A 10,509-nucleotide genomic window follows, 5' to 3' on the forward strand; every position below is an offset into this window, starting at 1 on the left:
GTTGCACTTACCACCCGTGCGATCGCGATCGAAACCCTCAGATGGTGAACCTTTCAGCACTTATTCAGCAAGCCCTAGTTAAATGTATCATTAGCTGTAGACTCACTTACTCCAAACTGGATGCCCAGAAGTTGAAATGTTGTCATATGCCTCAGATAGACCAAGGTTAAAATTATTTGTTCGGGAAGAGATAGTTTCGGTTTTCGACCTCCTCCACCCGCAATAATTCTCACTTTCTTTGCTTCTAGTAAAGCTTGTTTTTCATGATGTAATCGTTCGGCATTTTGGAGCAATTGTTGTAACTCTTCATAGGCCAGACCAATTAATCGCTGTGTTTCTTTATGATTTTCTTCAATATGATTCAGGATGTCGCTCATTTTTCTGTGTAAAAAAAGGTCTCTTATGTTCTTTTACCACATAATGTTACTATTTTTGAGATGTCTATTGAAGGACTGCGAGTTTTACTCAAAGGCGGCACAGCTATTCAAAGTTTAGAATCCGCCTTTGACATCCAACGTTCCCTACCTCACGGTCATGTCGCGGCAGTGTTGGGAACGCTCAAAAATCTCGGACTCGAATCACTGATTGACAATCGTTCAAGTCGCCAACGAGATTTAGTTACCGCGATGATAGTTGCCAGAATTATCGACCCAAGCTCCAAATTAGCCACTGCACGCGGGCTATCCACAGATACACTCAGCAGCACTCGCTTGAGAAATTTTAGGAGTCGAAGACGCAGACTCCGATGAGCTGTATGAAGCAATGGATTGGCTGGGCGAACGACAAGAGAAAATCGAACAAAATTTAGCGGCCAAACATCTTAGTGAAGTTCCGTTTAATTCTCAGGAGATGTCACTTCCACTTATTTTGAGGGAACCACCTGTCCCCTGGCTCAATACGGCTATTCGCGGGACAAAAAGAAAGGAAAATTACAAATTATCTTTGGTTTACTCTGTAACGCCGCCGGATGTCCCATCGCCGTAGAAGTGTTTGAAGGCAACATCAATGATGCTTCAACCTTAAGTCCACTCCTGGAAAAAGTGCGTCATCGATTTGGCATTCAACAGGTAATATTAGTGGGCGTTCGAGGTGTATTAACCAGCGCTCGTATTGAAGAAGAACTCAAGGGGGTTAAAGGTTTAGACTCGATTACAGAATTAAGAGCACCGTAAATCAGAGAATTGGTAGAACAAGAAGCGATACAACTGTCACTGTTTGACGAGAAAGATTTAGCGTCGATTCAATCGCCAGATGATCCAGGAGAAAGGTTAATCGCCTGTCACAACCCGTTTTTAGCCCAAGAGAGAGCCGAAACAAGCTGACGGGGTGACAACCCCGTCAGAACTCAGAGCAGGTGAGGCGTTGACCAACTTGTGATAAAAAAAGATAGGTCAGACGAAAGTTACCCATGACCTATCAAAAAATATGCTCCCTCAATTTTATCAGACGCATCTCCAGCAACAGTTAACTCGGACTCAGTTTTTAATATTAGGTCTCTTGCTCCATGTCCTGCAATCAGAAAGGCAAGTTAAGTTGGAACGGTTAGCCCGAATGTTTCCACACCCGATTACGATCGAAAGTCGGCGTAGGAAATTACAAAGATTTTTGGAGCTACCCCAATTAACACTCAACCTTCTTTGGTATCCTCTGATTACTTATTGGTTAACTACCTATTGTCAAGCAGGGCAAAGGTTAACAATTGTGATCGATCGCACGTTTCGGGGGTGTTATCAACATACTGATGGTAAGCCTGGTGTGGGAGCAAAGAGCCATTCCCTTATTTTGGACTTTGTTGCCCAAATTAGGAAGTAGTAACGTGACAGAGCAAATGGACGCGATTGCCCAAGTTTTGCCACTCTTAAAAAATTATCAAGTAGTGGTTCTAGGAGCTCGAGAATTTTGCTCAGTCGATCTGGCTAACTGGCTCAGGACAGAGAACTTGCATTTTTGTTTGAGGCTTAAATGCTCTCATTGTATCGAAACAGAGCCTCAAAAATGGCAATCCTTAAAAAAAGTAGGATTAGTTCTCGGAATTTCTCTCTATTTTCCAAGTATCAAAGTCCGAAAAACTCAACCAATAGCAGGGTTTGATGTGGCTGGTAAATGGAAAAGGAAATATCGGGGGGTGTCAGTTAAGGAAGGTTGGTTTATCCTGACAAATCTGGGCAATCTGTCCGACGCGTTCGCAGAATATAAAAAGCGGATGGGCCTTGAAGAAATGTTCCGAGATTTCACTCATTGGAGGCTATGATTTAGAGGGAACTGGTTTAAAAGGCAAACGCCTTATAGCGCTGATTCTGTTGATAGCGATCGCCTATAGTAGTGCTGTCATACAAGGTACAACTCTCAAAAAGAAACCAGCTAAAGAGTATATTGTTCGCCCTAAAGAGTCAAAAAGAAAGTATCCTCGCCGGAGTACATGGGGCAGTGGTCTAGATAGCCAACAATGGGTTATATATCTGGACAAATACGTTGCAGAAGTTCAAGAGTTAATGGCATTAACCCCTCAGAAACGCTGTTTTTATCAACGGGGGATGAGGGCCGCAACTCTCATCCGGTCTAGTTCCTAGCTATCTTTGTCACCCCCCCAGCGAAACAAGAGAAGCTTTGCTACAAGCAACTCAGAAAGAGTTAGACAAAATTGTCACCGCCACAACTCGCTCTAATCGTCCGCTTCGGGGAGGTGAAAAAATTGGGGTGAGGGTGGGAAAAGTCATCAATCGCTATCAGGTTGCAAAGCATTTTGAGTTGAAGATTACCGACAACAGCTTCAGCTACTAACGCCACCACCAAAAAATTCAAGCGGAAGCGAATTTAGATGGCATCTATGTGATTCGCACTTCAGTCCTTGAGTCGGTATTAGGTGATTCCTCAACAGTAAAGGCTTACAAAAGTCTGTCTCAGGTCGAACAAGCATTTCGCTGTTATAAAACTATTGATTTGAAGCTGCGTCCGATTGATCACCGCGCAAGCCGATCGAGTTCGAGCGCACGTATTTTTATGTTTGTTAGCTTATTATGTGGAATGGCAGATGCGTCAAAGGTTAGCACCCTTGTTATTCTTTGATGAGGAGTGGTTAGAACCCGACTCCGAGGATTCTGTGGTTGTCCCGATTAAATCTGACACTCCGGCTACACGGAAAGCTGCCACCAAACGTACCCAAGAAGGTTGGACGGTTCAAAGTTTTCGGACATTACTGACGAATTTATCGACGATTTGTAAAAATCGAGTGCAGCCGAAATTAACGGGGGTTTCAGTTAGTTTTGATAAGCTGACGACGCCTAGCGCCTTGCAACAAAGAGCGTTAGATTTACTGGGGGTCGCGCTCACTTTGTAGTCATGTAAAATCTCAGGCGATCGCCCAATTGCCCGCAGTATCAGGGGCTGGTTACGGAACTCCCCCGCATACGGGGGAAGTTCCGTATAAAGCTTATAGGGCAACCATTATAGCCTCATTGTCGCCCCCTGAAGATGCCCACTCAGGATTTCACTGTTCTACAATTAGTAAAACTTTTAATTTTCGCTCGCTCCTTTGTTTGCTACTCAGGGGTGGAGTTTCTGGGAGGTTAACTGTAATTCTAGCTGGCTGAATTAATAGAGTTGGTGGTTTTGTATTCGATCAGCTTGCTCTGCTGCCCCAGCAATCGGCGCTGGTGAAACTGGATTTGACCTTGTAGCTGGGGAAATTTGGCTAATACACATGACAAAGCGTAGATGGCTGCGTCTTTAGTTGTGAGATGCCGATGCTTTATATAATAGTTATAGGTGCGATAGGTTGCTAAGGGGTAGCCACTCAATAGTAACAAGCTCCAGCCTTTTGTCGGCCATGTTATTGCCAAGGCTAAGGCTGGCAAGACTAAGCCCCAAAACCAAGTGCTGCGCGTTTCTTTGACCCAATGGCGCTCTGGTTCGCTGCCGTGCATCCAGGAACCTTCGGCGTAGGCGTAACCCGCTCTTTGAGCCCGCTTCCACCACTGAACAAAACTGGTCATTTGCGCGTCGTGCAGGGTCATTTCTGCGTCTAAGCGAAGAATTTTCCAACCTTTTTGGCGAAGTCGCAAGCACAGTTCGGGTTCTTCGCCGGCTATTAGTGCGGGATTGAAACCTTCGACTTGCTGAAAAGCTGTGGCGCGCATCATGGAGTCGCCACCGCAGGCTTTGGTTTCGCCGATGGGGGTATCCCACTCGATGTCGCACAATTGGTTGTAAATGGTTGCTTTGGGGTATCGTTCGCGCCTCCGCCCGCATACTGCTGCTAAGTCGGGTTTGGCTGCGAGTTCGCTGTAGGCTCGATCGATCCATCCATCAACTACTTCGCAGTCACCGTCCACAAATTGGACAAATTCGATGTCTGGCGCTAGTTCCAGCAAGCGGGCAAAGCCTTCGTTTCTGGCGCGTGCTGCGGTAAACGGTATAGATAAGTCTAGTTCTACTGTATCGGCTCCGCTCGATCGGGCTAATTCCAAGCTACCGTCTGTTGAGCCAGAATCGACATAAACCACCAGAACTACTTGGACCTTCGCTGATAGCAAGCACGCCCGGAGGCGATCGCCTTCATTGCGTCCGATCGCCACCAATCCAACTTTGTGCAATTGAGACATAATCAATGCTATCTAATAATTTAAGTATTTTTGTCTTGAATTTGTTTGGTTGCAATCATCTTCGCCGGAATGCCAACGGCCGTTTGACCGGCAGGAATGTCTGATAAAACTACGGCGTTTGCTCCGATATTTACGTCGTCTCCCAGGTTTACTTTTCCGAGGATTTTTGCACCAGCGCCGACGTTAACCCGATCGCCCAATTGAGGAGATTCTAGCGGCTTGTCCAAGTAGCGATTTCCCAGGGTTACGCCTTGGCGGATAATGCAGTCGTCGCCGATCGTGCAATATCCGTGAATAATAATAGCACCTTGATGTTCGATCACCACGCGGCGACCGAGCTTTACAGTGTAAGGCAAATCTATGCCGTAGGTGTTGCGAACTTTTCGGTATAGCGATCGGTAAAGAATGCTCAAAGGAGCGCGAAGTAATTTCGGTTCAACTTGCATTCTCCATACACCAAAGCGCTGAACAGCTACCGCCCTAAATCCCGGCTTCGTCCAATCGCGACCGTGAGCGATCCAATCTTCTTGAATCTGTTGCCACAATCCTAGTGCAGGAGCTTCTACTTGATTTTCACTTATTAAGTCCGTCTGAGTTACCATAAGCTTTACTCAACACTCTATCTGATTTTAGCTGTTTGTTGATACAACAATAATCTGCTGTTTTTGAGATTTTCAATGTTGTCGGATGCACCGAGTTTATTTTATGAGGAATACCAAGCTTTTTGCTTTCTCAGGGAATGATTGACTGGCCATATTTAACACATTTGAGCGAGCTGATACTTGTTTGCAAAAATACTTTAAAAATTTTTCGATTCTTCTATCGAACCTCCTTTGAAAAATACACTATTGAGCAAGAAATCCTGGAGGTAGTTTGGCGGGTCGTTGTCTGGCTTGCCTTGTACGGCGCGGCGCACCCGGAACGCAGCAAAACCCGAAGCCCAGCACAGATCGGTTAAGGCGGCGTAGAGAAAGCCATAGTTTTTGATAAAGTAGCGGCGCCGGGAATCAAACCAATACTGGGGCATTCGCTTGCGGGCGGCTTTGGTGTCGGTGACGCCCGAGCTTTGACCGACTAAGTGGACAACGCGACTTTCAGGTACATACCAGCAACTCCAGCCAGCTTTGTTTGCTTGCAGGCAAAAGTCCATTTCTTCGCAGTACATGAAATAAGCTTCATCCATCAAGCCAACCTGTTCAAATACTTCGCGGCGGACGATCATGCTGGCTCCAGCCACCCAATCAGTTTGGCAGATTTCTTGAGAAATCGGAGGGACGGCGACCCTGTTTTTCAATAACTTCGACACAGGGCCAAGACGCCAGCCGAAATCGAGTTCGGTCAAAATGTTGTGAAACCGAAAAGCTGACTCTTGGGGCGTGCCGTCGGGGTTCTCTAAACGGCTGCCGGCGATTCCTGCTTCGGGATGAGAGTCCATGAAATCGACAAGAGCTTTCAATGCGCCGGGGCGAACTACAGTGTCTGGGTTGAGCAGCAGGAAGTAAGGGGGAGGATTGGCCGATTGCAGTACGGGACGGATCAAGGCATTGTTGCCGAAGGCGAAGCCGCCGTTGCGGTCTAGGGGCACGAAGGATGCCCATTCGCTCCAGCCTTCTGCGGCGATGGCGGAGGCAATGTCTGCGACTGAGGTATCGCCTGAAGCGTTGTCGGCAATTGCAACGCGGGTATTTGGGAGCGATCTAATTTCGCCGACTAAAGAGTGCAAGCAGTCGATTGTCAGGCGGGGCGTCCTGTAATTAACAATGACTACGAGTAAGGAGTACGGCTGACTAGACGCACTTGCATTCGACATAAGGGCAATACTCTTTATAAACTTTTTTAGCTCAGCTTGTGGTTTTTGACAAGTCTAGGGCGATCGCTATTTTTAGCTCCGCCTCCTACTTTAGCACCTGTAAAGGGACGTGCAGTAGATTGTGAAGTTTCGCATCAAAACTCTCAGCCCGGAGTCGAACACCCGGCCACGAAAGGCTCCGAGAGCAAGAGACAACAACTCAAATTGAAAGTTGCACTCCCCAAAGCCACGAGCTAAATTCAAACTTTGGATGACTGCAACATCTTCAATCAAAGCTGCCACCGTTGGCGGTGCATTTCTTGGTGCGTCATACTGTGAGCCTGCAGGAGAGATGCCTTGCCCATACTTTGAAGCTGAGGCAAGTTTTGCCCCGACCATTCGATCGAACCTGCTAAGGCTACAGGGTCGTTAGAATTAACTATTACACCAGTTTTATGGTTGTGGATGCGCCCAGTCCGTGAAGAAGCGTGGATAACGTGACCTCGTGCTTGTCGCTTTGTCAGTAAACTCTGCTGGTATTCCGATTGTGTGAATATAGTCAGACCGGCATTATTTACGCACCAGCGATTCACTATTTCCGATACGTAAGCGATGATTCTGTCTTTTATTTTTATGGTTGTGCCTGGTTCCAGACACCACGGTGCGGACTCGACTACGAGTACGTAAAATTTTCCCTGAATCAGGGCTATTGGTGTCACTAATCACCCCATAGGAATGGGCCAGCCTGCTACGCAACTATGTACAATAATCTGCTTTGCCGATCGCACCCCAAAGTTTAGCAACTGTCGCAGGCAGCGTCAATATTGCCTCGGCCTAGCTGTTTGGGGAGGGAAGGTCGATGAATTCAACGTTAGAAAACGATGGTTCGCGGGTGACGACAATTGCATTTCCTGGGGCTGTTTCTTGTTGGCAGGGACTTGCTAAGGTGAAGTTTTTAAGATATCTGAAGTGTTCCGTTAGGTCTTTTGCCCGCATCGGTTCGAGATACCTGTCACCTTTTTCATCGCAGGTGGAGCTGACATTAATCACCATCAAATAACGCTTGGTAATATGTTCTATAAATTATAAATCCTGTGTTTTTCCTAGTTGTTCTGAGTTGTTTGAATTAACTTGCATACGTGACATCATATTTATTGATTAAACGCTCGTCTATAATGAACTATAAATTGTCTGGCTCCAAAATTTGTGCGACCGCTCGCGCTGTCTGCCGTTCATTTATGTGGTATTATACCAATTTCCTAAAAGAGTGCTAAAGTTACTAGGTGTCCTTTTTGTGAATTAGTACCGAAATATAAGGAATAAAAATGTCAGTCCTGTGCCAAAATTGAAATTCGGGAAACAGAATCAGAACTGAAAGCTCTTCTGAGGAAAGAGAAAGATGCGACTCGCCACGAAAAACTGCAAGTCCTGTATTGGCTCAAGACCCAAACGGTAAAAACCGTATTATCGGCTGCTGTGCAGCGCGCGGGAAGCATCGTAGCACAATACAAAAATGGTTGTCTAGCTACCCTTGCGGGGGGAATAGAAGAATTATTATTTCAGAAACCCCGTTCACGAAGACTAAGAATAATGAATCCTGAAATTGTAGAGAGATTATCAAATCAATTGCAAGAGCCAGAAGGATTCAGTAGCTACAAAGAAGTACATCAATGGTTGACAAGCTGCTGTGAAGTAAAAGTGGCATATCGGACAGTACATAAGCGGGCAACATATAGGCGATGGAGGAAAATTCAAAGTCCCGCATCCCCTGAGTGAAAAACAGAAAAGTTGCGGGCAGTAGAAGAATTTAAAAAAAACTGTCATCTCTAATTAAAAGCAGTATGAGCAAGAGTGAGAGCTTTTTTAAAACAGTGGAAACAAGTGCGATTTTGTAGTAAAAATGAAAGTGAAATGGTTGCATACAATTCAAATAAGCAAGTTAGCTGGTATCGGAAGAAGACCGCAAGAAAAAGTGCAAGTTAATTTTATTTATTTGTGGTTATATGTCGCACTAGAGCCGCTAACAGGAGAGGGATTTTTTTACGATTTTACACATCTAGATACAGTTTGGTTTGAGAAATTAGTAGAGCTATTTGTCAGTAAGTATCCTCTCTCTGGATTTACATATAAAACAAGTAGATAATGTCGGTTTTCATAACTCTTTAAATCTGATTACCTCTCTTAATGTGATTTTATTGTTTCAACTTGCCTACAGCCCGGAAGTAAACCCAATAGCCAAACTCTGGGGCAGATAAAATAACAATTGAAATGGTTGAGATTTGAACAAATAGAAGAGTTGAGAGCTACGCTGCAAAAAGAGTTAAAAAAGTAGACGTTGGAAGTCATTGCTTCTTTAACGGGATGTCAATTTATTTTAGAAACCATATCTGTAGAACGACTTTAGGAAACTGATACTAACTAAATTTATCTAGATTTTTGTCGTAATTTACAAATCTTAAAGTTTATATTGCCTGTAGGCTTGACTTGCGGCTCGGTGCAGCAGCGAATGCCGGTAAACTAACGCATTCATATCGTCGGAATAGCCACCGCCAATCACGCAGGCAACGGGATAGCCACCAGCCAAACACGCCATCAAAACTTGCATTTCCCGGCGAAATAACCCCGTATCAGTTAAAGCTAATTTTCCCAGTTTGTCGCCGTGATGAGGGTCTACTCCGGCATCGTACAAAACTAAATCAGGCTTGACATTTGAAAGCAAATCTGGTAAAAAATTATCCAATGTTTGTAAATATTCGTCGTCCTCCATGCCGACAGGTAAAGATACATCTAAATCGCCCTTTTGTTTAGTGCCGGGAAAATTGACTTCGCAGTGCATCGAGAAAGTAAAAACGCTGCTGTCATCTTGGAAAATTACTGCGGTTCCGTCTCCTTGATGTACATCTAAATCGACAATTAAAACTTTGCGAACTAAACCCAATTGTTGGAGGACGCGGGAGGCGATCGCCAAATCATTAAAAATACAAAAACCAGACCCAAAAGCAGGGAAGGCATGATGAGTTCCGCCTGCTGTATTGCAAGCCAAACCGCACTCTAAGGCGAGCTTTGCAGTTAGTACCGTCCCTGCAACAGCAGTGCAAGTGCGGTTAGCCAGGGCCAAACTCCAAGGCAGACCAACTCGCCTCAGAGCTTTGTTCTCAAGCGTGCCGTTGCAGTAAGCTTGAACGTAGTGTTGGTCGTGGACTAATTCAATCCATTCTTGAGGGGGAAGTTCGGGAGCGTGAAATTGCGATTTATCTGCTACCCCGTCCGCCAGCAGCATCTGGTAAAGCATCCGGAACTTTGCCATCGGGAAGCGGTGATCCGGCGGCAGGGGTGCAACGTAATTTTCGTGGTAGATAATTGGTAAGTCCATTAAAATTATTGTATAACAAATGAATCTTCCATTGAAAGCCTGCAATTTCAAATTTAAAGTCGCTGGAGAACCTGTATATGCAACAACTAAAAACAGTCTGGCAGTCCGGCAGCACCGACCCCGAAAATGCTGACAATCTCGATAATATCAGTCAGTGGTGGGGAAACCTCAACGGCAAAGAAATTAGCTGGGTAGAGCGACTGATTCCGCAAATCGGCGGTCTGAGCGAAATTCACTGGCCCCCCCAGCGTTTTGACGAAACATTTGTGATAGTCAATCCCCAAATTCGTGAGGATACTCTCTATTGGTACAAACGCGGTTCTCCTGTCCAACGTCACAACACTGTTCAAAAATTAGAACTAGACAACTTGCAACAGCACTTGTACATCTATCCTCAGTTAGAATCGGAACTTGTAATTCGCATAGGAAGTGTCAACGTCAAATATCAAACACTTGAATTAAACAATCCAGAAATCGCCTTAGGAGAAGATAATATTCTTCTGCTGTGGGAGGCTGACCAAGAACTAGAAATTAAAATTAACTTCAGCAATGAAAATATTGCTAAGCTTAAGGAATTGCTGGGTTAGAAAATACTGCAAAAAGAGTTGAGACGGCAGGCTTTGGGTGCGGGATGAGCGATCTATACTCTTAGTTACCTATAAAGATATTAAGACTTATGCGCGGGTGCGTCAAAACCAGATTTTTTTCACGAAAAGATGCGTTGCAGCCCGGGGCAACAGTAAACA

Annotated in this window: 15 protein-coding genes and 1 pseudogene; 8 read left to right on the forward strand and 8 right to left on the reverse strand. The window is 45.2% G+C overall.

Annotated features, from left to right (window positions below; all coding sequences use genetic code 11):
• Positions 1-74 precede the first annotated feature (74 nt).
• Positions 75-377, reverse strand: a complete 303-nt coding sequence (locus QUA80_RS09145) for a transposase family protein (protein ID WP_333423430.1) — start codon at positions 375-377, stop codon at positions 75-77.
• A 60-nt stretch (positions 378-437) separates the two neighbouring features.
• Here QUA80_RS09145 and QUA80_RS09150 point away from each other — a divergent pair, with 60 nt between their 5' ends.
• From QUA80_RS09150 to QUA80_RS09160, 3 genes are read left to right on the forward strand one after another with little or no spacing between them, the layout of a single operon-like run.
• Positions 438-749: a hypothetical protein gene (locus tag QUA80_RS09150; protein WP_333423432.1), complete on the forward strand. Its 312-nt coding sequence runs from the start codon at positions 438-440 to the stop codon at positions 747-749.
• A 13-nt stretch (positions 750-762) separates the two neighbouring features.
• Positions 763-984 (forward strand): hypothetical protein, encoded by a 222-nt coding sequence (locus QUA80_RS09155; protein WP_333423434.1) that lies wholly within the window; start codon positions 763-765, stop codon positions 982-984.
• Between the two features lie 2 nt (positions 985-986).
• Positions 987-1,172, forward strand: a complete 186-nt coding sequence (locus QUA80_RS09160) for a hypothetical protein (RefSeq protein ID WP_333423436.1) — start codon at positions 987-989, stop codon at positions 1,170-1,172.
• A gap of 520 nt (positions 1,173-1,692) precedes the next feature.
• Here QUA80_RS09160 and QUA80_RS33755 read toward each other — a convergent pair.
• Positions 1,693-1,842 (reverse strand): annotated as a pseudogene (locus QUA80_RS33755) (hypothetical protein); the annotation flags it as partial.
• On the opposite strand from QUA80_RS33755, the gene QUA80_RS09165 reads away from it, so the two are divergent.
• The 3 genes from QUA80_RS09165 (at position 1,817) to QUA80_RS09175 (ending at position 3,337) form a co-directional block, all read left to right on the forward strand.
• Positions 1,817-2,251: a hypothetical protein gene (locus QUA80_RS09165; RefSeq protein WP_333423438.1), complete on the forward strand. Its 435-nt coding sequence runs from the start codon at positions 1,817-1,819 to the stop codon at positions 2,249-2,251. The pseudogene QUA80_RS33755 and the gene QUA80_RS09165 sit on opposite strands and share 26 nt — an antisense overlap.
• 356 nt (positions 2,252-2,607) lie before the next feature.
• Positions 2,608-2,781: a hypothetical protein gene (locus tag QUA80_RS09170; protein ID WP_333423440.1), complete on the forward strand. Its 174-nt coding sequence runs from the start codon at positions 2,608-2,610 to the stop codon at positions 2,779-2,781.
• 175 nt (positions 2,782-2,956) lie between these two features.
• Positions 2,957-3,337 (forward strand): hypothetical protein, encoded by a 381-nt coding sequence (locus QUA80_RS09175; protein ID WP_333423442.1) that lies wholly within the window; start codon positions 2,957-2,959, stop codon positions 3,335-3,337.
• A 241-nt stretch (positions 3,338-3,578) separates the two neighbouring features.
• Here QUA80_RS09175 and QUA80_RS09180 read toward each other — a convergent pair whose 3' ends face one another.
• From QUA80_RS09180 to QUA80_RS09200, 5 genes are all read right to left on the reverse strand, one after another.
• Positions 3,579-4,592: a glycosyltransferase gene (locus QUA80_RS09180; protein ID WP_333423598.1), complete on the reverse strand. Its 1,014-nt coding sequence runs from the start codon at positions 4,590-4,592 to the stop codon at positions 3,579-3,581.
• Between the two features lie 29 nt (positions 4,593-4,621).
• Positions 4,622-5,203 (reverse strand): serine acetyltransferase, encoded by a 582-nt coding sequence (locus tag QUA80_RS09185; RefSeq protein ID WP_333423444.1) that lies wholly within the window; start codon positions 5,201-5,203, stop codon positions 4,622-4,624.
• A gap of 197 nt (positions 5,204-5,400) precedes the next feature.
• Positions 5,401-6,411: a glycosyltransferase family 2 protein gene (locus QUA80_RS09190; protein ID WP_333423446.1), complete on the reverse strand. Its 1,011-nt coding sequence runs from the start codon at positions 6,409-6,411 to the stop codon at positions 5,401-5,403.
• Positions 6,412-6,680: 269 nt separating this feature from the next.
• A complete protein-coding gene (locus QUA80_RS09195) occupies positions 6,681-7,109 on the reverse strand; it encodes a hypothetical protein (RefSeq protein ID WP_333423448.1) in 429 nt (142 codons plus the stop codon).
• A gap of 115 nt (positions 7,110-7,224) precedes the next feature.
• On the reverse strand, positions 7,225-7,443 hold the full coding sequence (locus QUA80_RS09200) for a hypothetical protein (RefSeq protein ID WP_333423450.1): 219 nt from the start codon (positions 7,441-7,443) through the stop codon (positions 7,225-7,227).
• An 847-nt stretch (positions 7,444-8,290) separates the two neighbouring features.
• On the opposite strand from QUA80_RS09200, the gene QUA80_RS09205 reads away from it, so the two are divergent.
• Positions 8,291-8,533 (forward strand): hypothetical protein, encoded by a 243-nt coding sequence (locus QUA80_RS09205; RefSeq protein ID WP_333423452.1) that lies wholly within the window; start codon positions 8,291-8,293, stop codon positions 8,531-8,533.
• Positions 8,534-8,845: 312 nt separating this feature from the next.
• On the opposite strand, the gene QUA80_RS09210 is transcribed toward QUA80_RS09205, so the two are convergent.
• On the reverse strand, positions 8,846-9,763 hold the full coding sequence (locus QUA80_RS09210; RefSeq protein ID WP_333423454.1) for a histone deacetylase: 918 nt from the start codon (positions 9,761-9,763) through the stop codon (positions 8,846-8,848).
• Between the two features lie 77 nt (positions 9,764-9,840).
• Between QUA80_RS09210 and QUA80_RS09215 the strand changes: the two genes are divergently transcribed.
• Positions 9,841-10,350 (forward strand): hypothetical protein, encoded by a 510-nt coding sequence (locus tag QUA80_RS09215; RefSeq protein ID WP_333423456.1) that lies wholly within the window; start codon positions 9,841-9,843, stop codon positions 10,348-10,350.
• Positions 10,351-10,509: the final 159 nt, after the last annotated feature.

The organism is Microcoleus sp. F4-D5 (genome assembly GCF_036704885.1).
Taxonomy (GTDB): domain Bacteria; phylum Cyanobacteriota; class Cyanobacteriia; order Cyanobacteriales; family Microcoleaceae; genus Microcoleus.

What these genes read in the sequence shown, in the direction of transcription:
- QUA80_RS09215 (WP_333423456.1), top strand. Translation starts at nt 9,841, where the DNA reads ATGCAACAACTAAAAACAGTCTGGCAGTCCGGCAGCACCGACCCCGAA.
- QUA80_RS09190 (WP_333423446.1), bottom strand. Translation starts at nt 6,411, where the DNA reads ATGTCGAATGCAAGTGCGTCTAGTCAGCCGTACTCCTTACTCGTAGTC.
- QUA80_RS09185 (WP_333423444.1), bottom strand. Translation starts at nt 5,203, where the DNA reads ATGGTAACTCAGACGGACTTAATAAGTGAAAATCAAGTAGAAGCTCCT.
- QUA80_RS09150 (WP_333423432.1), top strand. Translation starts at nt 438, where the DNA reads ATGTCTATTGAAGGACTGCGAGTTTTACTCAAAGGCGGCACAGCTATT.
- QUA80_RS09155 (WP_333423434.1), top strand. Translation starts at nt 763, where the DNA reads ATGGATTGGCTGGGCGAACGACAAGAGAAAATCGAACAAAATTTAGCG.
- QUA80_RS09205 (WP_333423452.1), top strand. Translation starts at nt 8,291, where the DNA reads ATGAAAGTGAAATGGTTGCATACAATTCAAATAAGCAAGTTAGCTGGT.
- QUA80_RS09200 (WP_333423450.1), bottom strand. Translation starts at nt 7,443, where the DNA reads ATGGTGATTAATGTCAGCTCCACCTGCGATGAAAAAGGTGACAGGTAT.
- QUA80_RS09210 (WP_333423454.1), bottom strand. Translation starts at nt 9,763, where the DNA reads ATGGACTTACCAATTATCTACCACGAAAATTACGTTGCACCCCTGCCG.
- QUA80_RS09145 (WP_333423430.1), bottom strand. Translation starts at nt 377, where the DNA reads ATGAGCGACATCCTGAATCATATTGAAGAAAATCATAAAGAAACACAG.